Below are 24,168 nucleotides of genomic sequence, written 5' to 3'. Positions count from 1 at the left end.
CGCCACGGCCCATGGGCCAGACTGGGCTGTTTTGTAAATTTATTGATAAAAACATCTTATTACAGTGTGGTTACAGCAGACTGCAGGCCGTTTCATCGCTGATGCGATCAGCGGAATGTTGCGCATTGGCGCATAGCATCGGGAATGGCGGTACGGGATCACAAAAAAGGGACTGCCGAAGGGCAGTCCCGATGCGAGCGTTGCGGTGTTGCTGATCTGGGTCGGCGTAAGGGTGCGCGAGGCTCAGAACGGTATTTCGTCGTCCATGTCGCGCGAAGAGGGCGCGCTTTGACCGCCGCCACCGCCGCCAAACCGGTCATCCTGCGGACCGCTGTCATAGCCGCCGCTTTGACCGCCGCCGTAACCGCCGCCGCCACTCCCGCCGCCGTCGCGGCCATCCAGCATGGTCAGCGTGCTGCCAAAGCCCTGCAGGACAACTTCGGTCGAGTAGCGGTCCTGACCCGATTGATCCTGCCACTTTCGGGTTTGCAACTGGCCCTCGATATAGACCTTGCTGCCCTTGCGCAGGTATTGTTCGGCGACGCGCACCAGACCTTCGTTGAAGATCGCCACCGAATGCCATTCGGTGCGCTCCTTGCGCTCACCGGTGTTCTTGTCCTTCCAGGTTTCAGACGTGGCGATGCGCAGGTTGCACACCTTGCCGCCGTTCTGGAATGTGCGCACTTCTGGGTCGCGCCCCAGATTTCCGATGAGAATGACTTTGTTGACTGAGCCGGCCATGGCAGATCCGTTCCTGTATGTTTCCTTGATATTCCGAATCCGGACGATCCGGTTTGCGGCAGACTATACATGTCTGCCACAGGTGTGAAACAAGGATATGGTGCGGCGGTGACCGAGTCTGGCAATTCGGTCGAATCCCGGTATATTGCACCGCGAGGCAGTTATTGGACAGGGCGGGGACCAGATGCGCAGGCTGGCGTTGAAGATGGTTGTTGCGGGTGTGGTTGTTGTGGGCGTGGGTTTTGACGCGCCTGCTGGGGCGGACATGTTCTCGACCAAGAGCCAGCGCAATCTGTTCAATTCGCAGACACGGGTTCTGGATGGGCGTGCGTCCAAACAATATGCCAATTCGTCAAGGTTGCGGCCGGCCACGATACATACCCCGTCGAAATGGGTCAAAAAGGGATATTTCGGTAAGTACAAGGGCAAGTATCTGACCATGGCCAAAGAGGCAGCGCGGCGTCACAGTATCCCCGAGGATCTGTTCGCCCGTCTGGTCCAGCAGGAATCGGGCTGGAACCCAAATGCCCGGTCACACAAGGGAGCCATGGGGTTGGCGCAGTTGATGCCGTCAACTGCCCGGTCTCTGGGGGTCAATCCGGACGATCCTTACGAGAACCTGGATGGCGGCGCACGGTATCTGGCGCGCCAGTACCGGGCCTTTGGATCCTGGCGGCTGGCATTGGCGGCCTATAATGCGGGACCCGAGGCGGTCAAGAAACACGGGGGCGTGCCGCCCTACAAGGAAACCCGCAACTATGTTCGGGTGATCTGGGGCAGCTGACCGTCGCGCCTCCCATCGGCACAGCCATTTCAAACCATCGCCGCATTTGCGCCGCTTTTGCGGGCCAGACACGAGTGGCATTTGGTTATGGGATATTCAGAATGGCTGTCACCACGTTTCAGGAACGTCTGGCCCGGATCGAAGCACGCCAGGAAACGGTCCCCCAGCATACGCCCGCCCGTTTTTGTGGCGCCGGAAAGCCCGCCCGCCGCAAAGCGGTCAGCCGGGGCAGCCGGGTGCGAAGCAATCTGACCTCGATGGCGACCGGCGGTGTGCTGGGGGTGTTGATGGGCGTCCTGATGCAGGGGGCCGTTCAGCCCGGTTCGCCATGGGGGCCGGGCGCTGAGTACAGTGCCTTGCTGGGAATGACCGGAATGGGCGGTTTGCTCGGCGCACTGCCGCTGGTGCTGATCTCGGTTTATCTGCGCCGGTCGCGACCGGGGTTCTTTTTCTTCTCGGTGGCCTATGCGGCGGCGGCGATTCTCACGGCGCTGATCTGAGGGATCGCGCCAAGAGGGTCTACTGCGCTGCGATCTTGATCACCGGCTCCATCTCGGCAAGTTTTTCATCGCTCAGGTGGCATTTCACCTGATGGTTGCCGGTCAGGATGCGCATCGGCGGCACGTCCTTTTCGCACAGACCGCCGGGCACTTCGGATTTCCAGCGGCATCGGGTCTGGAACGGGCAGCCGGGGGGCGGGTTCATGGCCGACGGGATGTCGCCTTCAAGCACGATATGCTTTTTCTGCACCTTGGTGTCGGCGATGGGAACCGCCGACAACAGCGCCTCGGTATAGGGGTGATAGGGCGGGCTGAACACCTGGTCGGTGGTGCCCAGTTCGACCACATGGCCCAGGTACATCACCATCACCCGGTCTGACAGATAGCGCACGATGGACAGGTCGTGGCTGATGAATAGAAGGGTGGTCTTTTCCTCGCGCTGGATCTCCATCAGCAGATCGGTCACGGCGGCCTGCACCGACACATCCAGCGCCGACACCGGTTCGTCCGCGACCACGATCCGTGCGCCACCGGCAAAGGCGCGGGCAATGCCGACCCGCTGCTTTTGCCCGCCTGACAGCTGCCGGGGCATCCGTTCGGCAAAGGCGCGGGGCAGTTTGACCAGATCGAGCAGTTCCAGCATGCGCTTTTTGCGCGCGGCTTCGTTGTCGCCGATGCCGAATATCTCCAGCGCGCGGATGATCTGGCGGCCCACGGTCATCGACGGATTCAGGGTGTCGAACGGGTTCTGGAACACCATCTGAATGTCGCTGACCGTCTTGGTGTCGCGTTTTTCGATCGGGATCTGCTCGATGTTGCGCCCATCCAGCAGGATCTGGCCCTCGGTTGCGGTTTCCAGCCCCATCAGCACCTTGGCAAAGGTGGATTTTCCACAGCCGGATTCGCCGACGATGGCAAGGGTCTCGGATTCTCGAGCCTCAAAGGACAGGGTCTCGTTGGCCTTGACGACCTTGGTGCTGCCCCCACCGAAAATGGCGTTGGCCGCGACCTCGTAATATTTCTTGAGGTTGTCCATTTTCAGGACCACATTACCGATTTCGCCCTTTTGCTTGACCTCGGCCAATTGCATCGGCGCGTTCCAGTCGATTTCCCGGAATTTCAGACAGCGGGTGTGGTGGCGGTCGTTGCCGGGCACCGGCTCCATCAGGATATTGCCCTTGTCGCACCTGCCTTCCTCGAAATAGTCGCAGCGCGGGCCGAAATTGCAGCCGGGCGGGCGTTCATGCGGCAGCGGGAAATTGCCGGGAATGGCCACCAGCGGGCGGCTGTTCTTGTCGGCACCGGGCAGCGGGATCGATCGGAACAGCGCCTGTGTATAGGGGTGCTGCATCTCGTCGAACACATCCTCAATACTGCCGCGTTCCACCGCCTCGCCGGAATACATCACACAGATCCGGTCGCAGGTCTCCAGCACCAGACCCAGGTTGTGACTGATGAACAGCATCGAGGTGCCGTACTTGCGCCCCAGATCCTTGACCAGCTCGACAATTGCCGCCTCGACGGTCACATCCAGCGCGGTGGTGGGTTCATCGAGAATCAGCAGCGCCGGTTCGCTCATCAGCGCCATGGCGATGACGATGCGCTGCTGCTGTCCGCCGCTGAGCTGGTGCGGAAAGCTGTTGAGGATGCGTTTGGGGTCGGGCAGCTTGACGTCGGTGACCACCTGCAGGGCGCGCTCGTACGCCTCTTTCTCCGAAGCCCCTTGGTGGATCATCGGCACTTCCATCAACTGCCTGCCGATCTTCATCGCCGGATTCAGCGAGGCCATTGGTTCCTGATAAATCATGGCGATTTCGCTGCCGCGGATGTTGCGCAACTCTTCGTCGTTCATTTCGGACAGATCGCGGCCCTTGAATTTGATCGACCCGCCGACGATACGGCCGTTCTTGCCCAGATCCTGCATCACCCCCAGCGCCACCGTGGATTTGCCGCAGCCGGATTCCCCCACCAGACCGACGGCTTCGCCGGGCTGTACGGTGACCGAGAAGTCCATCACCGCCGGGATTTCGCGCAAGCGGGTGAAAAAGGAGATCGACAGCTTGTCGATTTCCAGGATCGGGCCGTCGTATTGCGGTTTTGGCATGTCATCTCTCCCTGTGCAGAGCCGGGATGGTTTTTCCTCTTGCTCCAAATACTCCGGGGGTCCGGGGGCTGGCCCCCGGTCCCTTCGGCACAACTCAGTCCTTCAGGCTTTCCTCGCGCAGACCGTCCGCCAGCAGGTTCAGCCCCAGCACCATTGACAGCAGGGCAAAGGCCGGGGGCAGGGCGGGGTGAAGGTAAATCGACAACAGCTTGCGACCTTCGTTGATCGTGCTGCCCCAGTCCGGGCTCTCCGGCGGCAGACCGAGGCCAAAGAACCCCAATGTCCCCAGCAGGATGGTGGTATAGCCGATGCGCAGGCAGAAATCGACGATCAGTGGGCCGCGCGCGTTGGGCAGGATTTCCCACAGCATGATGTACCACGGTCCTTCGCCGCGGGTCTGGGCGGCGGCGACATAGTCGCGTGTCTTGATGTCCATCGCCAGCCCGCGCACGATGCGAAACACGGTTGGCGAGTTGACGAAGACCACCGAGACGAACACTACCAGAATGCCGCCGGGGATGTCGAAGATGTCCAGCACGCCAGGCAGGATCGAAACCGCCGAGCCGACCTCGGAAATCAGCGACAGGTAGAGCCACAGCATCACCCCCAGCACCCCGATCAGCAGCGGCGTGCGGAAACCGGGCTGGGTGTAATAGCGCGAGTTCAGCAGCACAGCGGTAAAGACGATGGGAAAGATGAACAGGAAGGTCGCCATGTAGCTCGGCACACCGGTCGCCACGATTTCCGGTGTCACCAGAAGGTAGAACAGCAGGATCACCGGGAAGGCCAGGATCAGGTTGGCGAGAAAGGACAGCAGCGTGTCCAGACGTCCACCGTAATAGCCCGCCGGCAGGCCGATCGTGATGCCGACCATAAAGGCGAACAACGTCGCCAGCGGCGCGATCTGCACCACGACCCACGCGCCGCTGACCATGCGGCTGAACACGTCGCGCGCCAGGTTATCGCCGCCCAGCAGATACCAGCCGTATTGCCCGTCTTCGGGGTTGGGCAGCGGCGTGCCGGGCACCTTGTTTTTCATCCCCGAGATCTGCGCCAGCGGATCATGGGTGACAATCAGGTCCATGGCACCGAAAATGCCTGTGAAGACCCAGAACATCACCAGCGCAAAGCCTATCATGCCGATCGGGCTGTCAAACAGCTTGCCGTACAGACCCAACCGCCGCTTGAAGGCCATCGAGACCGCGAACAGGATGATCAGCGCCAGCCAGACTGAGGTGAACTGATAAAAAACGCGGGTGATGATGTCGAATGTCCCGAGAGGTTCCATGTTCTCGTCCCTCCCTTATGAAATGCGGATGCGCGGGTTCAGATAGACATAGCCGATATCCGATATCAGCTGCGTCACCAGAACCACGATCACCGAGACCACCGACACCGCCAGCAGCAATTCGATGTCATTGTTACTGGCGGCTTGCACCAGCACCCAGCCAAAGCCCTTGTAGTTGAACAGGGTCTCGACGATCACCACGCCGTTCAGCAGCCAGGGGAACTGCAGCATGATGACGGTGAACGGCGCGATCAGCGCGTTGCGCAGCGCGTGTTTCATCACGATGTTGCTGAACTTGACGCCTTTCAGCCGCGCGGTGCGGATATATTGCGCCGTCATCACCTCGGTCATGCTGGCGCGGGTCATGCGGGCGATATAGCCCATGCCATAAAGCGCGATGGTCAGGACCGGCAGAAAGAAATTCTCGAAATTGGCGCTTTCCATGGCGCTGGTCGCGGTGCCCTTGAACCATTTCAGCCCGACCGCAGACGAGGCGAAAACCGCGATGAACACCACGCCCGAGACATATTCCGGAGTTGCGGTGGTGATGATGGAAAAGGTCGACAGGGCGCGGTCGGTCACCGATCCTTCGCGCATGCCCGCCAGCACTCCGACCAGCAGCGCCGAGGGCACCATCAGCACCAGCACCCAGAACATCAGCTTGCCGGTCAGGCCCAGACGGGTCGAGATGATGCCCGAGACCTCGTCCTTGAACACCGTGGAATAGCCCCAGTCGCCTTGCAGGATGCCGCAGAAGCGTTTGGCCTGCTCGGCCTCGTCGGCGGTGACCGCGCCCTTGATGCAGCGCCCGGTGACGCCGTCGTCGCCTTGCAGCGTCCAGCCCGGCAAAACCCCCAGCCACTGGCCGTATTTGACCGGCAGGGGTTGCATATACCCTTCCTTGCTCAGCCAGCTGATCACGGCCTCGTCCGACATGCGGAAATTGCCCTGGGTCTTGGCCAGTTTTTCAAGGTTCGGAAAAAGGTTGGTCAGAAAAAATACGATGAAGGTGAGGCACAAGGCCGTCAAGATCATCACGCCGGATCTGCGAAGAATGAACAGTCCCATTGAGTCCCCTGTTGTCAGCTGGCACCAAGCCGGATTTTCCGGTTCTTTTCTGGCTGGCGTCACAAGCGCCGGTCTGTCGCCGCCCGCAGGTCACGAGCGGCGACAGGTCATGTCGTCAGGAGAGCACACCCCATTTGTAATGATGATGCTCGAACGCGATATGCTGATCGGCATTTTCCACGCCTTCGCGCATATGGCGGTAGAGCGAACGCCAATAGGGCTGAATGGTGACGCCCTCTTCCTGGATCAGCGCTTCCATCTTTGCCATCACTTCGCGACGTTTGTCGGCGTCGGCCAGCTTCAACGCATCCGCCAAGAGGGCGTCGAACTCGGGGTTTTCCCAGCCGAATTCGTTCCACGCCTCGCCCGATTTATAGGCCAGAGCATGGATCTGGACACCCAGCGGGCGGTGGTTCCAGTTGGTCGAACTGAAGGGGTACTTGGTCCAGTCGTTCCAGAAGGTCGAACCCGGCAGCACCGTGCGCTTGACCTTGAACCCGGCATCGCGCAGCTGGGCCGCCACGGCATCGGTGGTGTTTTTGCGCCAATCGTCGTCGATCGACATCAACTCGTGCTCGAAGTCCATCATCCCGGCCTCTTCCATCAGGGCCTTGGCGGCGGCGGGATCGACCACTTGCGGTGGCAGTTCGGCATATTCGGGGTGAATGTACCCGACGTGATGGTTTTCGGCCGGTTTGCCGCGATCCCCATAGCCCAGTTCCAGACAGACGGCATTATCCACCGCCATCTGCAGCGCCTTGCGCACCCGCTTGTCGGCATAGGGTTTCATCCCGTCGACTTCGGCCAACTGGTTGGGGCGGACCACCACCGAGGCCATGGTAACGACCTCGGATTTCACATAGCCCAGATCGTCCAGCACATCGATGAACTCGCCGACCGTTTCGTGCAGCATGTCCACTTCGTCGGATTCCAGTGCGGCCATCCAGGCCGAGGGATCGGTGCCGAAATCTATGTATTCGATGCGATCGACCTTGGGTTCGCCATAGACCTCGTTGCCCCACCAGGCGTGATCGGGGTTGCGCACAAGTATACACTTGACCCCGACTTCCAGTGTTTCCAGCAGATAGGGGCCGGTGCCGACATTCTGGGTGAAGTCGTCGGTCTGATAGCTGCTGTGAACGATAGCGGCCGGGTAATCCGTCATGCCGGCAATCAGCGAGATATCCGAGGTCGGCAGATTTAACCGAACGGTAAGATCATCAACCACTTCGATGGACCCATCCAGAGCCTGGCCGGTGGCGTCATCGACAATTGTGGAAAACCGCCCGACCATCGAATTGCCTTCCATCGACTTGTCGCACCAGCCCGCGATGTTGCGGGCGACGTCTTCGGCGGTGAAGGGATCGCCGTTGTTCCAGGTGATGCCGGGGCGAATGTTAAGTGTATACTGCGTGGCGTCGTCGTTGATCTCCCAGCTGTCCAGCAACATGCCGCGGATCGAGCCGTCATTGTTGTATTCCACCAGATATTCCAGCGTGCCGCGTGACTGGTTGCCCATTTCGGACCAGTCGTAAGTGCGCGGGTCCTTTAGCGGACGAACGCCCATCTGAACCCGAAGCGTTCCACCCGATGCGGCCTGAGCCGACGCCGGGGTTGGCATTGCAAGACCGATCATGCCATAGGCGGCGGCGGACGAGACACCCAACGCCGTGGCGCGGGTCAGAAATTCGCGTCGGCTAAGCTTGCCGTCGTGAAACTCCTGGGCGTGCATTTTTGCCGCCCAATGGACGGGTTTGCGGTCGATGGTTGGATGAGTCATGCGTTTCTCCCTGTTCTGCGACTCTTGTTCCGGGTGTTCAACGGTCGGATTGGCACACCCACAATAGGTGGCGCCGTTGCCATTGTTCCCGGATTTTTGGTTTCATGTCGGCATTCCGCACGCTTTCCAGCCTGAGGTCAATGAGCGCTTTCGCCATTTTTAAGGATAAAAGCGACATTGACGCAGTAAAAAAACGACACGGACAACATTTGCTTCACTGCATTGTTACAGGGCGGCAAGGGCCGGGTTGCGCAGAATCGGCGTAGGCGACGGCAATACACCGACCTGCAGGCCGGGGGGTGACATCATGCGATGGGCGCGATGCGGGTCCAATCGGCCATGCGGGCGCGAAACCAGGTGCGCTGGCGCTTGGCATATTGCCGCGTGGCAATGGTGGCGCGTTCGCGCGCGGCCTCCAGGCTGATTTCACCGCGCAGATGCGCCGCAAGTTCGGGCACGCCAATGGCGCGGAAGGCGGGCAGGGCGGGATCGAATCGCTCCAGCATGGTCTGCACTTCGTTCAGTGCGCCGTGCCGGAGCATCTGATCGAACCGGCGGTTGATCCGGTCCAGCAGCCAGTCGCGCGGCGCGTCCAGCACCAGCGTGCAGGCCTCGGCGGTATTCAGAATCGGGGGGCGGGTGTCGGCCTGCCAATCGGAAATAGAGCGACCGGTCGCGGTCTGAACCTCGTATGCGCGCTGCACACGGGCGCGGTTCTGGCGGTCCAACCGGTCCAGGGTGTGGCGGTCCACCCCTGCAAGAAGCGCCTTCAGCGGCATCGAATCAGCCCGTTTGCGGATTTCGTCCGGGATCGGCGGGATGTCGGCCATGCCTTGGGTCAGGACCGAAAAATACAACCCGGTTCCCCCCACGATGATCGGGCGCACCGGACCCTTCAGCAGCGGTGTCGCGTCGCGCAGCCAATGTCCGGTGGAATAGGCGACGGACCACGGTACATGGCCATACAGCGCATGGGGCGCGCGGGCCGTTTCCGCCGGGTCGGGGCGGGCGGTGATCACCTGCCAGCAGGAATAGACCTGACTGGCGTCCGCATTGACGATAACGCCACCGCTTCGCTCGGCAATTGCCAGTGCCAATGCCGATTTTCCCGACGCAGTGGGGCCGGCGATCAGGACCGGTCGGTCGGTGGAAATGTCGGGCAGGCGCGTCACTTTGGCGCCGCCCGGATAAGCCATTGCATGAAAATTGATCCGCTCCTTGCCGTCGATCTCGGGAAGCGCATTGAACCCGGACGAGATTTCCGCCACTTTGCGCGAAATTAACCCCGTGCCGCAGCGGAGCGCAACATGACCTCTTCCTCCCAATCCGAAACCTCCTCCGCCGAGACGACCTATCGGCGCGTGATGCTCAAGATATCCGGCGAAGCGCTGATGGGGGATCAGGGATTTGGCCTGCACCCCCCGACCGTGCAACGCATCGCCCACGAGGTGAAGACGGTGCATGACATGGGGGTCGAGATCTGCATGGTGATCGGCGGCGGCAACATCTTTCGCGGCCTTCAGGGGTCGGCGCAGGGGATGGAGCGCACGACGGCGGATTACATGGGGATGCTGGCGACGGTGATGAACGCGCTGGCGATGCAATCGGCGCTGGAAGCGTTGGACATCCATACCCGCGTGATCAGCGCCATCACCATGAACGAGGTCGCCGAGCCCTACATTCGCCGCCGCGCGGTGCGCCACCTGGAAAAGAAGCGCGTCTGCATCTTTGCCGCCGGGACGGGCAACCCCTATTTCACCACCGATACGGCGGCGACCCTGCGCGCCAACGAGATGAAATGCGAAGCGATCTTCAAGGGCACCAAGGTGGACGGGGTCTATGACATGGATCCGGCCAAGCATGCAGAGGCCCGGCGCTATGACGTGGTGTCGTATGATGACGTGCTGGCCAAGCGGCTGGGGGTGATGGATGCCAGTGCCATCGCGCTGGCGCGGGACAACAATTTGCCGATCATCGTCTTTTCGCTGGACGAACCCGGCGGGTTTCGCGGCATCCTTGCGGGCAAGGGCACCTATACAAAGGTCCAGGGCTAGGGCTATAGAGCGCACAACAAGCAGAATAGATGCGGGAGAACGGAATGTCGGACGAATTCATTCTGGACACGGACGATCTGGAACGGCGGATGGATGGCGCAATGGCCAACCTGCGCGTGGAGTTTGCATCGTTGCGGACCGGGCGGGGCAGCGCGTCGATGCTGGAGCCGGTGATGGTCGATGCCTACGGTGCGATGACGCCGATCAACCAGGTTGGCACCGTGAACGTGCCCGAGCCGCGCATGGTCACGGTCAACGTTTGGGACAAGGGATTGGTGAGCAAGGTCGAAAAGGCAATCCGCGAAAGCGGACTGGGGATCAATCCGCAGCTCAATGGCACCATTATCATGCTGCCGATCCCGGAACTGAACGAGGAACGCCGCCGCGAGCTGACCAAGGTTGCCGGGCAATACGCCGAACATGCCCGCGTGTCGATTCGCAACGTGCGCCGCGACGGCATGGATCAGATCAAGAAGGCCAAGAACGACGGTGCGATGTCCGAGGACGACCAGAAATTCTGGGAGACCGAGGTGCAGGAGATGACCGACAAGCACATCGCCGGTGTGGATGCGGCGCTGGAAACGAAACAAGCCGAAATCATGCAGGTGTAACCCCAACGCATGGCGAATGATCCGCATATTGCGCCTCCGGTTGGTGGTCCGGCCCACGTGGCGATCATCATGGATGGCAACGGGCGCTGGGCGCAGGCCCGCGGACGCCCGCGGCTGTTTGGCCATCACGCCGGTGCCCGCCGGGTGCGCGAGGTCGTCGAGGCCTGCCCCGACCTGGGCATCAAATATCTGACGATATTCGCTTTTTCGACCGAGAACTGGAAGCGCACCCAAGTCGAGGTGGCCGGGCTGATGAGCCTGTTCCGTCGCTATATCGCCAAGGAAACCCGTGCGCTCGATGCGCGCGGGGTCCGGGTGCGGTTCATCGGCGACCGGGTCCGGCTGGATGCAAAGCTGATCGCGCTGATGGATCAGCTTGAGACCCAGACCCGGCATAATGACAGCGTGCACCTGACCATTGCATTGAATTATGGCGGCCGCGATGAGGTCGCGCGCGCCACCAAGCGGTTGGCGCAGGATGTTGCGGATGGCAAATTGCTGCCCGAGAATGTCGACGAGGAAACCCTGCCGCGCTATCTGGACACCTATGTGTTGCCTGATCCCGATCTGGTGATCCGCACCAGTGGCGAAGCCCGGATCAGCAATTTCCTGCTGTGGCAGTCGGCCTATGCCGAGTATGAATTTATCGATACCCTGTGGCCGGATTTTTCGGCCGAGGAATTGCGGCGCCTGTGCACCAGCTATGGCGCGCGGGATCGCCGGTTCGGCGCGGTTCCAGCATGAGCGATCCGAACCGCTGGTCCGACCTGACGGTCCGCGTGGGATCGGCGGTGGTGATGGTCGTGATCGGGATGGCGGCGGTGATCGCCGGGGCGGATGTATTCCATATTTTTATCGCGTTGATCTGCGGTGCCATGGTTTGGGAGCTGGTGCGCATGGTGTCAGGGCCGGGCGGGGCATTGGCTCTTGGTCTGCCGGGGGCGTGTGCGCTGGCCTGTCTGGTTGCGATCTACCTGCCGAGCCAGATTGCCGGGCCGTTGCTTTTGGCCCCCGCTGTCGCGGCCTTTCTGCTTGGGCCGCGGCACAGGATGGTCCTGGCAGCGTTCACCGCCTTTGTCGCCCTGGCGGGCTATGAGATGATGTTGGTCCGGGATCAGAACGGATTGGTCTGGATTTTCTGGCTGATCCTGATTGTGATCACCTCGGATGTGGCGGGCTATTTTGCCGGACGTATTTTGGGCGGGCCGAAATTCTGGCCGCGTGTCAGCCCCAAGAAGACTTGGTCAGGCACCATTGCCGGCTGGATCGGGGCGGCGGCATTGGGGCTGGTGTTTGCGCTGGCGACCGATGCCGGGTTGAGTCTGGTGCCCTATTCCGTGCTGGTCGCCTTGGCGGCCCAGATGGGGGACATCGCGGAAAGCGCTGTAAAACGCATGGTCGGCGTCAAGGACTCCAGCGCGCTGATCCCCGGCCACGGTGGGTTCCTGGACCGGTTCGACGGGATGCTGGGCGCGTCCTTCTTCGTGCTGCTGACCGGGGCGTCGATCGGTCTTCCGCCCGGAGCGGGCTGATGCGCCGGATCTCGATCCTGGGATCGACAGGTTCGATCGGGCAGAATACCGTGGATCTGATCGCCCGCGACTTGGATGAATTTGATGTCGTCGCCCTGACCGGAGGGCGCAATATCGCGCAATTGGCCCACGACGCCCGCCACCTGCGCGCCCACGTGGCGGTGACGGCCTATCCCGAGTGTCTGGACGATCTGCGCGATGCCCTGGCGGGCAGTGACGTGGCGGCGGCGGCGGGACCAGAGGCGCTGGTTGAGGCCGCCGCGCGACCTGTCGACTGGGTGATGTCTGCCATCGTCGGGGCGGCGGGACTGGCGCCTGGGATCGCGGCGCTGAAACAGGGCGCGACCCTGGCGCTGGCCAACAAGGAATCGCTGGTCTGTGCGGGAACGCTGGTTCTGGACACGGCCCGCGCCTCGGGTGGGCGCCTGCTGCCGGTAGACAGCGAACATTCGGCGGTGTTTCAGGCCCTGATCGGCGAAGACATCGACGCGGTCGAGCGGGTGATCATCACTGCCAGCGGCGGAGCGTTCCGGGACTGGCCGCTGGAGGCGCTGAAATCCGCCACCCCGGCCGAAGCGTCGAACCACCCGAACTGGGATATGGGGCAGCGGATCACGATCGACAGCGCGTCCATGTTCAACAAGGCGCTGGAACTTATTGAAACAAAGGAATATTTTGACGTTCACCCGGATCAAATCGAGGTCATCGTTCACCCCGAATCCCTGATCCATGCCATGGTCGGGTTTCGCGACGGGGCGCTTATGGCGCATGTGGGTCCGCCGGATATGCGTCACGCCATCGGCTTTGCGCTGAACTGGCCGCAGCGGCGCGATCTTCCGGTGGCCCGGTTGGATCTGGCGCAAGTCGGCCAGTTGAATTTTCGCGCCCCCGACGCGGCCAGATATCCCGCCTTGCGACTGGCCCGCGCGGTGATGCACCGTGGCGGATTGGCCGGGGCGGTGTTCAATGGGGCAAAGGAACGCGCACTGGACGCGTTCATCGCCGGAACCATCGGTTTTCTGGATATGGCCGCGGTTGTAGAAGAGGTGTTAACCCGGTTTGAGGCAGAACCGGGACTGATGGATGCCGAGATGACCCTTGAAACCGTCACCAAAACCGACCATCTGGCCAGAACATGGGCCGACACCGTGATGGCGCAGCAAGCAGGACAATAACTTGGACTTGATTTCCCTGATTCCGCAATTCGGCGGCCTGATCTATACGCTTCTGGCTTTTGTGGTCGCCTTGTCGGTGATCGTCGCGGTACATGAGTACGGCCACTATATCGTGGGCCGATGGTCGGGCATCCATGCCGAGGTGTTTTCGCTGGGTTTCGGCCCGGTGCTGTACAGTCGCGTGGACAAGCGCGGGACCCGCTGGCAGGTGGCGGCCCTGCCGTTCGGTGGCTATGTCAAATTCCTGGGCGATGCCAATGCCGCCTCGGGCAAGGACGAAGAAACGATGGCGCAGGCGGCGGTCGATCCGGCGCAGCTGCGGCGCACCATGCATGGCGCGCCGCTTTGGGCGCGTGCCGCGACGGTCGCTGCCGGGCCGATGTTCAATTTTGTCATGTCGATCCTGGTCTTCGCGGCCATCTTCATGTCGCGTGGCGTGGCGATGGACCCGCTGACCGTGGGCGCGGTGGTAGAGCTGCCGGGCGAGGTGCAGCAGTTGCAGCCGGGCGATCGTGTGGTCGGCATCGGCGGCGTGCAAACGCCGGAGTTTGACGATCAGGCGGCCTGGAACGCCTTTACCGACGGGCTGCCGCGTCAGCCGGTCCTGGACTATACCGTGCGCCGCGACGGTCAGGAACGGGTAGTGCAGGGGCCCTATCTGTTCCCGCCCTACGTGTCTCAGGTGTCGCCGCGCAGCGCCGCGATGGACATCGAGCTGCAGGCCGGTGACGTGATCATCGCCGTGGACGGATCGCCGATCTTTGCGTTTGACCAGCTCAAGGAAGCGGTCGAAGGCTCCGATGGGCGGGTCTTGCTGCTGGATGTTTGGCGCGATGGCCAGACCCTGGAATTTGCTCTTGCACCGCGGCGTACCGACGAGCCGCGACCCGATGGCGGTTTTGTCACCCATTGGCGAATCGGAATTGCCGGTGGCATGGCCATCGAACCCGCCACCGAGGCTGCTGGGCTGACCGAGGCGATCAGCGGCGGTTTCACGCAAACGGGGCGGATCATCACCAGTTCGCTGTCAGGATTGTGGCACATGGTGACCGGTGCCATCAGTACCTGTAACATGTCCGGCCCAATCGGCATTGCCGAAACCTCAGGCGCGATGGCGGCACAGGGCGCGCAGAGCTTTATCTGGTTCATTGCGGTGCTGTCCACGGCGGTCGGGTTGCTGAACCTGTTCCCGATCCCGGCGCTGGATGGCGGGCATCTGGTATTTTACGCTTATGAAGCGGTGGTCGGAAAGCCCCCCAGCGATCTGGTGCTGCGGGTTCTGATGACGGTAGGGATTGGTTTGATCCTGTCGTTGATGGTCTTTGCCCTGGGCAACGATCTGTTCTGCTGAGCGATAGGCCTGAATGACCGGACCGTCCGACGCAAGGGCTGACCTCAAACCGACCGCATGTCATGCGCCGGGCCATAACCGGCTGCGGCAGATGCGGATATGACAAAATTTCGCCATATGTTTCCTCTATGCTGATGAAAAGATGCTTTGAGAGAGTAGAGACATGCATACGTTGCAACGATCATATCGCGGTTTCAGCCTGGTACTGGAACTCAACTCGGACCGGATTCTGTTCGTTGTGACGCTGGCCGCGGCGCTTTTGGCCGGTGCATTTCTGGCCAGTATCTGAGTCGCTTTCCGGAGCTTTGACAATCCGCACGGCCCACCTCCGATCCTGCCGCGCCGTTTGTGCTTTTGACATCATCGGCCATACCCGATAATCAAAATCCAAACACGCAGGCAATCGGGTAGAATAACATGATCTTGGGCTTTGCCGGGGGCACATCTCGCGACGAACAGCGTCATAGCACCCATATATTGTATCGGGCGCTCACGCTGCTTTTTCTTGTCTTTGCAACGGTTTCGGTGATCCAGCCGACCCGGGCGGCGGCACAGTCCTATACCTTCAATTCGGTAAAGGTCGAAGGCAACAAACGCATCGAAACCTCGACCATCGTGGCCTATACGGGAATCGCCCCGGGAAAGTCGGTCACGGCAGGTGAGTTGAACGAAGCCTATCAACGCATCATTGACAGTGGTGTTTTTGAGACAGTCGATCTTGAGCCGCGCGGTAGCACCCTGTTGATCAGCGTCGCAGAGCGGCCGACGATCAACCGCGTCAGCGTCGAGGGCAACCGGCGGATCAAGGACGAGGATCTGAGCCAGTTGATCCAGTCCAAATCACGCCTGGTGTTCAACCCGGCAACGGCCGAAGCCGATGCCGCCGTCCTTGCCGAGGCCTATTCCCAACAGGGCCGTATCGCGGCAACAGTCACTCCGCGCATTATCCGGCTGAATGAAAACCGGGTCGATCTGGTGTTCGAGATTTCCGAAGGCGACACGATCGAGGTCGAACGGATCAGCTTTGTCGGCAATCGCGCTTTTTCCGACCGTCGCCTGCGCCGGGTGCTGCAAACCAAGCAAGCCGGAATTCTGCGTACGTTCATCCGCTCGGATACACTGATCGAGGATCGTGTCGAGTTCGACAAGCAGATCCTGCGTGATTTCTACCTGTCGCGCGGTTATGTCGATTTCCGCATCCTGGGTACGAATGTCGAACTGACCAACCAGCGCGACGCCTTTTATCTGGTGATGAAAATCGAAGAGGGACGGCAGTTCCGCTTTGGCAAGATCTCGACCGTCAGTGAAATGGCCCAGGCCGATCCGGTCCTGTTTCAGAATGTGCTTAAGGTCCGTCCGGGGGTGGTCTATTCGCCCAGTCTGATCGAGAACTCGATCGCCCGCATGGAGCGGCTGGGCGTCAAGGAAGGCATCGACTTTTTGCGCGTCGAGCCGCGCATCACTCGCAACGACCGCGAGCAGACGCTGGATGTCGAATTCGCGCTGGTAAAGGGGCCGCGCATCTTTGTCGAACGGATCGATGTCGAAGGCAACACCACGACTCTGGACCGGATCGTGCGTCAACAGTTCCGCATCGTCGAGGGCGACCCGTTCAACCCGCGTGAGATCCGTGCCAGTGCCGAGCGCATCCGCGCGCTGGGGTTCTTTTCCACCGCCGAGGTCGAGACCCGCGAAGGCAGCTCGCCAGACCAGGTGATCGTGGACGTGGACGTGGCCGAACAGCCCACCGGCTCGCTGAATTTGGGCGGCGCCTATTCTGTGACCGACGGCTTTGGCATCGCCATCGGCCTGACTGAAAACAACTTTCTGGGTCGCGGACAGCGCGTGTCGTTCAATATCTCGACGGCGCAGGAATACGACGAGTACACATTGGGCTTTACCGAACCCTATCTTCTGGGTCGAGATCTGCGGTTCGATTTGAACCTGGGCGTATCGGGGCGGTCGTCCAGCTTTGCGACATATGATATCGACAGGTCGTTCTTTAGCCCATCGCTGACCTTTCCGATCAGCGAAAACGGATCGTTCCGGGTCCGGTATGGGTATGACGACAGCGAGATGCTGGCGCGTGGCGAGCCTGCATCCGATTACAGCGGCGCGGTGATCACCAATGAAATCGATCAGGGCGCGCGCACCAGCAGTTTGATCGGTCTGACCTATACCTTTGACAGCCGGGTGACGGGGCTGAACCCGAATGCCGGTGTGTTGTTCCAGGTCGGTGCCGATTTTGCCGGGTTGGGCGGAGACAACAAATACGTCAAATCGAGCGCCAAGGTTATTGCCCAGAAACGGATCCTGAACGAGGAAGTGGTGTTGCGGGCGTCCTTGGAAGCGGGCGCTTTGAGCTGGCGCAATACGACCCCCAGCCGGTCGGTCGACCGCTATATACTGACCCCGGAAATTCTGCGCGGGTTCGAACCTGCGGGTGTCGGGCCGCGGGATCAGTCCAACGGGTTCGACGACGCAATCGGCGGCAACTATTATGCGGTGGCGCGCCTTGAAGCCGATTTCCCGCTGGGTCTGCCGGAAGAGATCGGTCTGCGAGGCGGCGTGTTCTATGATGTCGGCAATCTCTGGGGCCTGAACAAGGTCGATACGACCGGCGCGATGTGCGAGGGACAGGTCGGCCCCTGTGGTGCCGATGGATCCTGGCGGCATGTCATCGGGTTCTCGGTGCTCTGGACCACGGGGTTCGGACCCCTTCGGTTCAATTTCTCCAAGGCTCTGAAAAAGGAAACCTTTGACAAAGAGCAGACCTTTGACCTGACGATTCAGGCTAGGTTCTGATCAGAGGTGGTTTTCCGGGTTGCAGGCCTGAGCCCGGTTGTTGCGGCGCTGTGCTGGGCCGCGATGGTGTGCATGATGCCCGTGGTGGGGGCTGCCCAGGAATTGGGCATCCCAAGCAGCGCTATTCTGACCATTTCGTCCGAACGTATGTATGCCGATTCAGCTTTTGGCAAACGCGTCGCACGTGAAATCGAGGCGCAAAGTGACGTGCTGGCCAGCGAAAACAGGCGGATCGAAGAAAGGCTGACCGTCGAGGAGCAGGATCTGACCCGGCGGCGACCGGCTATGGAACCCGAAGCGTTTCGTACTCTGGCCGATGCGTTTGACACCAAGGTGCAGGACATCCGGCGCACACAGGATGCCAAGGCGCGCGCGCTGGTGCAGCGCAGCGAAGAAGAACGGGTACGGTTTTTGCAGGCTGCTCGCCCGATCCTGACCGAGCTGATGCGCGAATCCGGGGCTGGTGTGGTGCTGGAACGCTCAAGCGTGTTCCTGAGCGCCAGTGCCATCGATATGACCGATATCGCGATCAGCCGTCTGGATGCGACCTTGGGCGACGGGACGGTGCCCTCAGCGGACTAGCACCGCTTGCTCAACCCGATCCCGATTGCTACTCAGAAGAGGCTGCAGGCCTGCCCAGGCCGGCCCCCAAGACAGGAAAAAGCCAATGACCGATACGCTTAAAAGCGCCGACATTCACATGATCCAGCGCATTCTGCCGCATCGCTATCCCTTCCTGCTGGTGGACAAGGTGCTTGATATCGACGGCTTTAGCTCGGCACGCGGGATCAAGAACGTGACCATGAACGAGCCGCATTTCCAGGGTCATTTTCCGGGCACGCCGATCATGCCGGGTGTGACCATTATCGAGGCGATGGCGCAGACCTCCGGGGTCATGCTGGGGGTGGGGATGGACATGGTCGATACCGAGCTGCTGATTTATTTCATGGCGATCGACAAGTGCAAGTTCCGCCGCAAGGTGATTCCGGGAGACGTGATGGAGATGCACGTGACCACCCTGCGCGGCAAACCCGGCGGCAAGGTTTTCAAATTCAACGGCCGGGCCATGGTTGGAGATGAAATAGCGGCCGAAGCCGAGTTTTCGGCGCTGATCGACATTCAGAAAGACTGAGCCATGTCCAGGATTCATCCCAGCGCAGTGATCGATGCTGCGGCTCAGATTGGCGTGGACGTTGCCATCGGGCCGTTCTGTGTGGTCGGACCCGATGTCGTTCTGGCTGACCGGGTCGAATTGAAAAGCCATGTGGTTGTGAGCGGCAACACAACCATCGGTGCGGACACGGTGATCTTTCCGTTCTCGGTGATCGGTGAGATACCGCAGGATCTGAAATTCGAGGGCGAAGACAGCCGGTTGGAAATCGGTGCCCGCAATCGGATCCGCGAAAGCGTGACGATGAATGCCGGGACCAAGGGGGGCGGCGGCGTGACGCGTGTCGGCGACGACGGGCTGTTCATGGCCGGGTGCCATATCGCCCACGATGCGCAAATTGGCGACCGGGTGATCGTGGTGAATTCGGCTGCTGTGGCGGGGCATTGCGTGCTGGAAGACGATGTGATCATCGGCGGCCTGTCGGGAATTCATCAATGGGTGCGTATCGGCCGCGGAGCCATCGTTGGCGCGGTGACCATGGTGACCAATGACGTGATCCCCTATGGGCTGGTGCAGGCGCCACGCGGTGAATTGCACGGGTTGAACCTGGTTGGCCTCAAGCGTCAGGGCGTGCCGCGCAGCGACATCACCGCGCTGCGGGCGGCATTCCAGATGCTGGCACAGGGCGAGGGCACATTCCAGGATCGGGTGCAGCGTCTGGGTGACGAAACGGCAAGCGATTACGTGCGTGAACTGGTGGACTTTGTCCTTGGCGATACCGATCGTTCGTTCCTGGTGCCGGGGCGCTAGAGGATGTTGGCTTTGATCGCTGGGGCAGGCGGATTGCCCGCCGAGTTGGCGCGCCAATTGGATGCACCGCCTCTGGTTTGCGCACTTGACGGGTTCGAACCGGATGGTATCGCGGTCGACCGGAGTTTTCGTCTGGAACATCTGGGCACGCTTCTGTCCGAATTGAAGGCGCGCGGGGTTACCGACATCTGCCTGGCCGGAGCCATTCGTCGTCCGGATATCGACCCGGCCCGGATCGACGCGGCCACCTTGCCGCTGGTCCCGATTCTGCAACAGGCCATCCTGAGCGGCGATGACGGGGCGCTGCGGGGCGTGATCGCGATCTTTGAAACCGCGGGGTTTGCCGTGCGCTCGGCGCATCAGGTCGCGCCCGGGCTGCTGGCGGTCTCCGGCTGTGAAACGCGGCGACAGCCCGCCGATGCGGTTGCCGCGGATGCCGCGCGGGCCGAAGCCATTGTCGGCGCATTATCGACGGTGGATGTCGGCCAGTGCTGTGTTGTGCACAAAGGGCAGGCGCTGGCAATCGAAGGCGTGTATGGCACCGACTGGATGTTGGCCTCGCTTGCGGATCGCCCTGATGGGCGGGGTGGCCTCCTGTTCAAGGCCCCCAAAATCTCTCAGGATCTGCGGGTCGATCTGCCGACCATCGGTCCCGATACCATACAGGCGGCGGCGGCGGCCGGGCTGGACGGCGTCGTGATCCAAAGTGGCGGTGTGATCGTTTTGGACCGACCCGGTGTGCTTGCTGCCTGTGATCGGGCGGGGCTATTTCTTTGGGTACGGGACCGGGACGGCTGATGCGGGTGTTTCTGATTGCGGGGGAACCGTCCGGTGACAGGCTGGGCGGTGCTCTGATGGACGGGTTGAAACAGCTGCACCCAGGTGTGGATTTCGACGGTGTCGGCGGGGCACAGATGCAGGCGCAGGGGCTGGTCAGCCGGTTCCCGATGGATGAGCTCAGCGTTATGGGCATTGCAGAGGTTCTGCCGAAATACACCCGGCTGAAACGCCGTATTGCAGAATGCGCCAGGGCGGTGATCGAAACGGAACCGGATGTGTTGATCACCATCGACAGCCCGGATTTTTGCCTGCGTGTGGCCAAGCAGGTCAAGGCGGCCTGTTCGGTGCGCACGGTGCATTACGTGGCACCGACGGTCTGGGCCTGGCGGCCCGGTCGCGCGGCCAAGATGGCCAGGATGATCGACCATGTGCTGGCCCTGTTTCCGTTTGAGCCGCCGCTGATGCAGGCCGCCGGGATGGACTGTGACTTTGTCGGTCATCCCGTGGTGGCGGAACCGGTTGCGACCGAGACCGAGATCGCCTCATTTCGGGACGCCTTTGATCTGCGGGATACGCGGTTTGCACTGGTTCTGCCGGGGTCGCGTCAGGGCGAGGTATCGCGTCTGTCACCGGTGTTCGGGCAGGCACTGGCGCGGCTTGCTCAGTCGCATCCCGATCTGCGCATCGTTGTGCCCGCCGCCGCCCCGGTGGCCGATCTGGTCCGCGCCCGGATGGCCGACTGGCCGGCCAACACGGTGGTGATAGATCCGCGCGACCATACGCCCGGGGTGGCCCAGGCCCACAAGCGTGCGGCCTTTCGCGGTGCAGAAGTGGCGCTGGCGGCGTCGGGAACCGTGTCGCTGGAACTGGCGGCGGCGCAAACCCCAATGGTGGTTGCCTATACGTTCAACTGGCTGAGCTGGCAGATCATCAGCCGCATGGCGCTGGTGGATACGGTGACTTTGGTCAACCTGGTCAGCGACACCCGCGTGGTACCGGAATGTTTGGGGCCTGAATGCCGCTCGGACCGGATCGCGGCGGCGTTGGATCGGGTTCTGCTGGACCCGTCGGCCCAGACCGATGCCATGCGTGTGACCATGCAGCGTCTGGGGCAGGGCGGCGAGGCACCGGGTTTGCGCGCGGCCCGCGCAGTTCTGGCGCGGATGTAGGTCAGTAGCCGCGCCAGATCCAGCCGCCGCCAAAGATGCGGCTGCCTTCGGTTTCATAGAACACACAGGCCTGCCCAGGCGACACGCCTTCTTCGGCGCTCAGCAACTCGATCTCGGCCGCGGTGTCCGAAATCGGGCGCAGGATCGCTTCGCGCGGGGGGCGGGTCGAGCGGACCTTGACCGAAATGTGCCATTCAGACCGACTGGTCAGCGGTGCATCGCCCAGCCAGTTGATCTCGCGCACCGGAATGGTTCGGGTCGCCAGCATTTCCTTGGGGCCGACCACGACCTGTTTCTTTTCGACTTCCAGCCGCACCACGTAAAGCGGTTCGTCCAGCCCACCGATCCCCAGGCCGCGGCGCTGCCCGATGGTATAGTGGATGATGCCCTGATGCTGGCCCAGAACCCGTCCATCCGCATGCACGATCCGGCCAGGATCGGCGGCGTCCGGACGCAGTTTTTCGATCACGGCGGCATAGTTGCCGTTGGGCACGAAACAGATGTCCTGACTGTCGGGCTTGTCCGCCACGCTTAACCCATATTGCGCCGCCAGGGCACGGGTGTCGTCCTTGGACGGCAGGTGTCCCAGCGGAAAGCGCAAAAAGTCCAGTTGTTCGGGGGTAGTGGAGAACAGGAAATAGGACTGGTCGCGGTTGGCATCTTCGGCGCTGTGCAGTTCGGGTCCGTTGACGCCCAGCTTGCGCTGGATATAGTGGCCCGTCGCCATGCAGTCGGCTTCGAGATCCTTGGCCGTTTCCAGAAGATCCTTGAATTTGACCCGCTCGTTGCAGCGGATGCACGGCACCGGGGTTGCGCCCGCCAGATAGCTGTCGGCAAATTCGTCGATTACAGCGTCCTTGAAGATGTTCTCGTAATCCAGAACATAATGCGGAAAGCCGCGTTCCTCGGCAACACGGCGGGCGTCATGAATGTCGGTGCCCGCACAGCACGCACCCTTCTTGGCCAAGGCCGCGCCGTGGTCGTAAAGCTGCAGCGTTACCCCCACCACGTCATAGCCCTGTTCCGCCAGGTGCGCGGCCACGACCGAACTGTCCACGCCACCGGACATGGCCACGACCACCCGTGTTTCGGCTGGCGTTTTGGCAAAGCCAAGTGAGTTCAGCGGTGCATCTGTGTCCAGCGCCATTGCGGCGTCTCCTGTGCGGTTTTGAAAGCCTCGCAGAATATAGGAAAATCCTACAGACTCTCAAGGCCCGGTTTCATGGCTCGTTAAACCTGCTGGGCCAAAGTCGCCAGAGCAATGCAAGGGGAAAGGCGAATGTTTCTAAAGAAGGTGGATGGGCCTAGGGCGGTGAACTTGCCTGATGGAACGGTCATGACGCGTGCGGATCTGCCCCAGGCGGCGACGCGGCGTTGGGTGGCGTCGCGCAAGGCGGCTGTGGTGCGCGGCGTGCTTTACGGGCTGATCACACAATCCGAAGCACTACAGAAATACGGTCTGAGCGAAGAGGAGTTTTCCGGTTGGGTCGCCGCTGTGGCCGATCATGGAGAAGACGCCTTGAAGGCAACAGCGCTCAAAAAGTATAGACAACTATAAGTTGAAATTGCATAATCGATGCCACGGTAACGTGCAGTTAACTTTTATTGTTTTAGGTTAATGCAATACGGGACAACGATTAAGGCGGAGAACTTGTAATGCGCGTTTTGCTGGTCGAAGATGATCCAACCACCTCAAAAAGCATTGAATTGATGCTGACCCATGCCAATCTGAACGTCTATGCCACGGACTTGGGTGAGGAAGGCATCGATCTGGCAAAGCTCTATGATTACGATCTGATCCTGCTGGACCTCAACCTGCCTGATATGAATGGGCACGAAGTGCTGCGCCAATTGCGTTTGTCGCGGGTTGAGACGCCCATTCTGATCCTGTCTGGTGCCGACGATACAGAGAACAAGATCAAGGGGTTTGGATTCGGGGCCGACGATTACCTTACCAAACCGTTCCACCGCGAGGAACTGGTGGCACGAATCCATGCTATTATCCGCCGCTCGAAAGGCCATTCGCAGTCGATCATCCATACCGGGAAGATCGCAGTGAATCTCGACGCCAAGACTGTCAGCGTCGATGAACAGCCGGTGCATCTGACCGGCAAGGAATACCAGATGCTGGAACTGCTAAGTTTGCGCAAGGGCACCACCCTGACCAAGGAAATGTTTCTGAATCATCTGTATGGCGGCATGGACGAGCCGGAACTCAAGATCATCGACGTGTTCATCTGCAAACTGCGCAAAAAGCTCAGCACGGCGACGGGCGGCGACAATTACATCGAAACGGTATGGGGCCGTGGCTATGTTTTGCGCGACCCGCAGGGCGATCAGATGGACGGCCCGCGCATGGCCGTGGGTGCCTGACACCAGCCATTTCGCATGGATTGGGTAGGGTTCGAAACACAAGCCACCACTCACAACGTCTGATATCTGGACCTGACCCCGGCTGCGCCCTATCACTGGTTTGAAAACCGGTGATAGGGCGCAGCTGTGACG

24 protein-coding genes are annotated in these 24,168 nt (G+C 61.1%); 17 read left to right on the top strand and 7 right to left on the bottom strand.

The annotated features are described in order from the left end of the window. Window positions 1–243: 243 nt before the first annotated feature. Window positions 244–741, bottom strand: coding sequence for a single-stranded DNA-binding protein (locus NANH_RS0107050; protein WP_027261387.1), 498 nt, complete (start codon window positions 739–741; stop codon window positions 244–246). Between the two features lie 184 nt (window positions 742–925). Between NANH_RS0107050 and NANH_RS0107040 the strand changes: the two genes are divergently transcribed. Together NANH_RS0107040 and NANH_RS25700 are read left to right on the top strand one after the other, a co-directional pair. Continuing rightward, window positions 926–1,525 carry a lytic transglycosylase domain-containing protein gene (locus NANH_RS0107040; RefSeq protein ID WP_175543429.1) on the top strand — a complete coding sequence of 200 codons (600 nt, stop codon included), beginning with the start codon at window positions 926–928 and terminating at the stop codon, window positions 1,523–1,525. Between the two features lie 101 nt (window positions 1,526–1,626). After that, the gene (locus NANH_RS25700) at window positions 1,627–2,025 is read left to right on the top strand and encodes a hypothetical protein (protein WP_036049539.1); all 399 of its coding nucleotides are present in this window, start codon (window positions 1,627–1,629) and stop codon (window positions 2,023–2,025) included. A gap of 19 nt (window positions 2,026–2,044) precedes the next feature. Here the strand turns inward: NANH_RS25700 and NANH_RS0107030 are convergent, their stop codons facing one another. The 5 genes from NANH_RS0107030 to miaA form a co-directional block, all read right to left on the bottom strand. Further along, the gene (locus NANH_RS0107030; protein WP_027261385.1) at window positions 2,045–4,129 is read right to left on the bottom strand and encodes a dipeptide ABC transporter ATP-binding protein; all 2,085 of its coding nucleotides are present in this window, start codon (window positions 4,127–4,129) and stop codon (window positions 2,045–2,047) included. 94 nt (window positions 4,130–4,223) lie between these two features. Continuing rightward, window positions 4,224–5,417, bottom strand: coding sequence for an ABC transporter permease (locus tag NANH_RS0107025; RefSeq protein WP_027261384.1), 1,194 nt, complete (start codon window positions 5,415–5,417; stop codon window positions 4,224–4,226). 15 nt (window positions 5,418–5,432) lie between these two features. Next, complete coding sequence (locus NANH_RS0107020) at window positions 5,433–6,485, bottom strand: ABC transporter permease (protein ID WP_027261383.1); 1,053 nt, start codon at window positions 6,483–6,485, stop codon at window positions 5,433–5,435. Window positions 6,486–6,600: 115 nt separating this feature from the next. After that, a complete protein-coding gene (locus tag NANH_RS0107015; protein ID WP_027261382.1) occupies window positions 6,601–8,265 on the bottom strand; it encodes an ABC transporter substrate-binding protein in 1,665 nt (554 codons plus the stop codon). Between the two features lie 305 nt (window positions 8,266–8,570). Then, window positions 8,571–9,461: a tRNA (adenosine(37)-N6)-dimethylallyltransferase MiaA gene (gene miaA, locus NANH_RS0107010; protein WP_036050568.1), complete on the bottom strand. Its 891-nt coding sequence runs from the start codon at window positions 9,459–9,461 to the stop codon at window positions 8,571–8,573. 111 nt (window positions 9,462–9,572) lie between these two features. Between miaA and pyrH the strand changes: the two genes are divergently transcribed. From pyrH to lpxB, 13 genes are all read left to right on the top strand, one after another. Next, window positions 9,573–10,319, top strand: a complete 747-nt coding sequence (gene pyrH / locus NANH_RS0107005; RefSeq protein WP_027261380.1) for a UMP kinase — start codon at window positions 9,573–9,575, stop codon at window positions 10,317–10,319. A 44-nt stretch (window positions 10,320–10,363) separates the two neighbouring features. Further along, complete coding sequence (frr, locus tag NANH_RS0107000) at window positions 10,364–10,930, top strand: ribosome recycling factor (protein ID WP_027261379.1); 567 nt, start codon at window positions 10,364–10,366, stop codon at window positions 10,928–10,930. Between the two features lie 9 nt (window positions 10,931–10,939). Further along, the gene (uppS, locus tag NANH_RS0106995) at window positions 10,940–11,674 is read left to right on the top strand and encodes a polyprenyl diphosphate synthase (protein WP_027261378.1); all 735 of its coding nucleotides are present in this window, start codon (window positions 10,940–10,942) and stop codon (window positions 11,672–11,674) included. Continuing rightward, window positions 11,671–12,462 (top strand): phosphatidate cytidylyltransferase, encoded by a 792-nt coding sequence (locus NANH_RS0106990; RefSeq protein ID WP_027261377.1) that lies wholly within the window; start codon window positions 11,671–11,673, stop codon window positions 12,460–12,462. The genes uppS and NANH_RS0106990 overlap by 4 nt, the downstream gene beginning before the upstream one ends. Further along, the gene (gene dxr, locus NANH_RS0106985; protein ID WP_027261376.1) at window positions 12,462–13,637 is read left to right on the top strand and encodes a 1-deoxy-D-xylulose-5-phosphate reductoisomerase; all 1,176 of its coding nucleotides are present in this window, start codon (window positions 12,462–12,464) and stop codon (window positions 13,635–13,637) included. The genes NANH_RS0106990 and dxr overlap by 1 nt, the downstream gene beginning before the upstream one ends. A 1-nt stretch (window position 13,638) precedes the next feature. Continuing rightward, the gene (rseP, locus tag NANH_RS0106980; protein ID WP_027261375.1) at window positions 13,639–14,988 is read left to right on the top strand and encodes an RIP metalloprotease RseP; all 1,350 of its coding nucleotides are present in this window, start codon (window positions 13,639–13,641) and stop codon (window positions 14,986–14,988) included. Window positions 14,989–15,151: 163 nt separating this feature from the next. Then, a complete protein-coding gene (locus tag NANH_RS29560) occupies window positions 15,152–15,277 on the top strand; it encodes a hypothetical protein (protein WP_281171010.1) in 126 nt (41 codons plus the stop codon). Window positions 15,278–15,405: 128 nt separating this feature from the next. After that, window positions 15,406–17,793, top strand: a complete 2,388-nt coding sequence (bamA, locus tag NANH_RS0106970; protein ID WP_027261374.1) for an outer membrane protein assembly factor BamA — start codon at window positions 15,406–15,408, stop codon at window positions 17,791–17,793. 72 nt (window positions 17,794–17,865) lie between these two features. After that, window positions 17,866–18,375, top strand: coding sequence for an OmpH family outer membrane protein (locus NANH_RS25695; protein WP_245601417.1), 510 nt, complete (start codon window positions 17,866–17,868; stop codon window positions 18,373–18,375). 85 nt (window positions 18,376–18,460) lie between these two features. Further along, complete coding sequence (fabZ, locus tag NANH_RS0106960; RefSeq protein WP_027261373.1) at window positions 18,461–18,925, top strand: 3-hydroxyacyl-ACP dehydratase FabZ; 465 nt, start codon at window positions 18,461–18,463, stop codon at window positions 18,923–18,925. A gap of 3 nt (window positions 18,926–18,928) precedes the next feature. Beyond that, window positions 18,929–19,714, top strand: coding sequence for an acyl-ACP--UDP-N-acetylglucosamine O-acyltransferase (lpxA, locus tag NANH_RS0106955; protein WP_027261372.1), 786 nt, complete (start codon window positions 18,929–18,931; stop codon window positions 19,712–19,714). A gap of 3 nt (window positions 19,715–19,717) precedes the next feature. Continuing rightward, on the top strand, window positions 19,718–20,512 hold the full coding sequence (locus tag NANH_RS0106950) for an LpxI family protein (protein ID WP_027261371.1): 795 nt from the start codon (window positions 19,718–19,720) through the stop codon (window positions 20,510–20,512). Then, window positions 20,512–21,663: a lipid-A-disaccharide synthase gene (gene lpxB / locus NANH_RS0106945; RefSeq protein ID WP_027261370.1), complete on the top strand. Its 1,152-nt coding sequence runs from the start codon at window positions 20,512–20,514 to the stop codon at window positions 21,661–21,663. Before NANH_RS0106950 ends, lpxB begins: the two co-directional genes overlap by 1 nt. A gap of 1 nt (window position 21,664) precedes the next feature. On the opposite strand, the gene mnmA is transcribed toward lpxB, so the two are convergent. Next, window positions 21,665–22,810, bottom strand: coding sequence for a tRNA 2-thiouridine(34) synthase MnmA (mnmA, locus tag NANH_RS0106940; protein ID WP_027261369.1), 1,146 nt, complete (start codon window positions 22,808–22,810; stop codon window positions 21,665–21,667). A 132-nt stretch (window positions 22,811–22,942) separates the two neighbouring features. Between mnmA and sciP the strand changes: the two genes are divergently transcribed. Then, window positions 22,943–23,221 carry a CtrA inhibitor SciP gene (gene sciP / locus NANH_RS0106935; protein ID WP_027261368.1) on the top strand — a complete coding sequence of 93 codons (279 nt, stop codon included), beginning with the start codon at window positions 22,943–22,945 and terminating at the stop codon, window positions 23,219–23,221. Between the two features lie 98 nt (window positions 23,222–23,319). Then, window positions 23,320–24,036 (top strand): response regulator transcription factor CtrA, encoded by a 717-nt coding sequence (gene ctrA / locus NANH_RS0106930; RefSeq protein WP_027261367.1) that lies wholly within the window; start codon window positions 23,320–23,322, stop codon window positions 24,034–24,036. Window positions 24,037–24,168: the final 132 nt, after the last annotated feature.

The sequence above is a fragment of the Sedimentitalea nanhaiensis DSM 24252 genome, from assembly GCF_000473225.1.
GTDB classification, from domain to species: Bacteria; Pseudomonadota; Alphaproteobacteria; order Rhodobacterales; family Rhodobacteraceae; genus Sedimentitalea; species Sedimentitalea nanhaiensis.
Note: the sequence above shows the minus strand (reverse complement) of the source record. Positions and strands in the feature narration are given on the sequence as shown.

Excerpts from the sequence above, each read along its gene's own strand:
- NANH_RS0107050 (WP_027261387.1), bottom strand. The coding sequence starts at position 741 with ATGGCCGGCTCAGTCAACAAAGTCATTCTCATCGGAAATCTGGGGCGC.
- NANH_RS0107040 (WP_175543429.1), top strand. The coding sequence starts at position 926 with ATGCGCAGGCTGGCGTTGAAGATGGTTGTTGCGGGTGTGGTTGTTGTG.
- NANH_RS25700 (WP_036049539.1), top strand. The coding sequence starts at position 1,627 with ATGGCTGTCACCACGTTTCAGGAACGTCTGGCCCGGATCGAAGCACGC.
- NANH_RS0107030 (WP_027261385.1), bottom strand. The coding sequence starts at position 4,129 with ATGCCAAAACCGCAATACGACGGCCCGATCCTGGAAATCGACAAGCTG.
- NANH_RS0107025 (WP_027261384.1), bottom strand. The coding sequence starts at position 5,417 with ATGGAACCTCTCGGGACATTCGACATCATCACCCGCGTTTTTTATCAG.
- NANH_RS0107020 (WP_027261383.1), bottom strand. The coding sequence starts at position 6,485 with ATGGGACTGTTCATTCTTCGCAGATCCGGCGTGATGATCTTGACGGCC.
- NANH_RS0107015 (WP_027261382.1), bottom strand. The coding sequence starts at position 8,265 with ATGACTCATCCAACCATCGACCGCAAACCCGTCCATTGGGCGGCAAAA.
- miaA (WP_036050568.1), bottom strand. The coding sequence starts at position 9,461 with ATGGCTTATCCGGGCGGCGCCAAAGTGACGCGCCTGCCCGACATTTCC.
- pyrH (WP_027261380.1), top strand. The coding sequence starts at position 9,573 with ATGACCTCTTCCTCCCAATCCGAAACCTCCTCCGCCGAGACGACCTAT.
- frr (WP_027261379.1), top strand. The coding sequence starts at position 10,364 with ATGTCGGACGAATTCATTCTGGACACGGACGATCTGGAACGGCGGATG.
- uppS (WP_027261378.1), top strand. The coding sequence starts at position 10,940 with ATGGCGAATGATCCGCATATTGCGCCTCCGGTTGGTGGTCCGGCCCAC.
- NANH_RS0106990 (WP_027261377.1), top strand. The coding sequence starts at position 11,671 with ATGAGCGATCCGAACCGCTGGTCCGACCTGACGGTCCGCGTGGGATCG.
- dxr (WP_027261376.1), top strand. The coding sequence starts at position 12,462 with ATGCGCCGGATCTCGATCCTGGGATCGACAGGTTCGATCGGGCAGAAT.
- NANH_RS29560 (WP_281171010.1), top strand. The coding sequence starts at position 15,152 with ATGCATACGTTGCAACGATCATATCGCGGTTTCAGCCTGGTACTGGAA.
- bamA (WP_027261374.1), top strand. The coding sequence starts at position 15,406 with ATGATCTTGGGCTTTGCCGGGGGCACATCTCGCGACGAACAGCGTCAT.
- NANH_RS25695 (WP_245601417.1), top strand. The coding sequence starts at position 17,866 with ATGATGCCCGTGGTGGGGGCTGCCCAGGAATTGGGCATCCCAAGCAGC.
- fabZ (WP_027261373.1), top strand. The coding sequence starts at position 18,461 with ATGACCGATACGCTTAAAAGCGCCGACATTCACATGATCCAGCGCATT.
- lpxA (WP_027261372.1), top strand. The coding sequence starts at position 18,929 with ATGTCCAGGATTCATCCCAGCGCAGTGATCGATGCTGCGGCTCAGATT.
- NANH_RS0106950 (WP_027261371.1), top strand. The coding sequence starts at position 19,718 with ATGTTGGCTTTGATCGCTGGGGCAGGCGGATTGCCCGCCGAGTTGGCG.
- lpxB (WP_027261370.1), top strand. The coding sequence starts at position 20,512 with ATGCGGGTGTTTCTGATTGCGGGGGAACCGTCCGGTGACAGGCTGGGC.
- mnmA (WP_027261369.1), bottom strand. The coding sequence starts at position 22,810 with ATGGCGCTGGACACAGATGCACCGCTGAACTCACTTGGCTTTGCCAAA.
- sciP (WP_027261368.1), top strand. The coding sequence starts at position 22,943 with ATGTTTCTAAAGAAGGTGGATGGGCCTAGGGCGGTGAACTTGCCTGAT.
- ctrA (WP_027261367.1), top strand. The coding sequence starts at position 23,320 with ATGCGCGTTTTGCTGGTCGAAGATGATCCAACCACCTCAAAAAGCATT.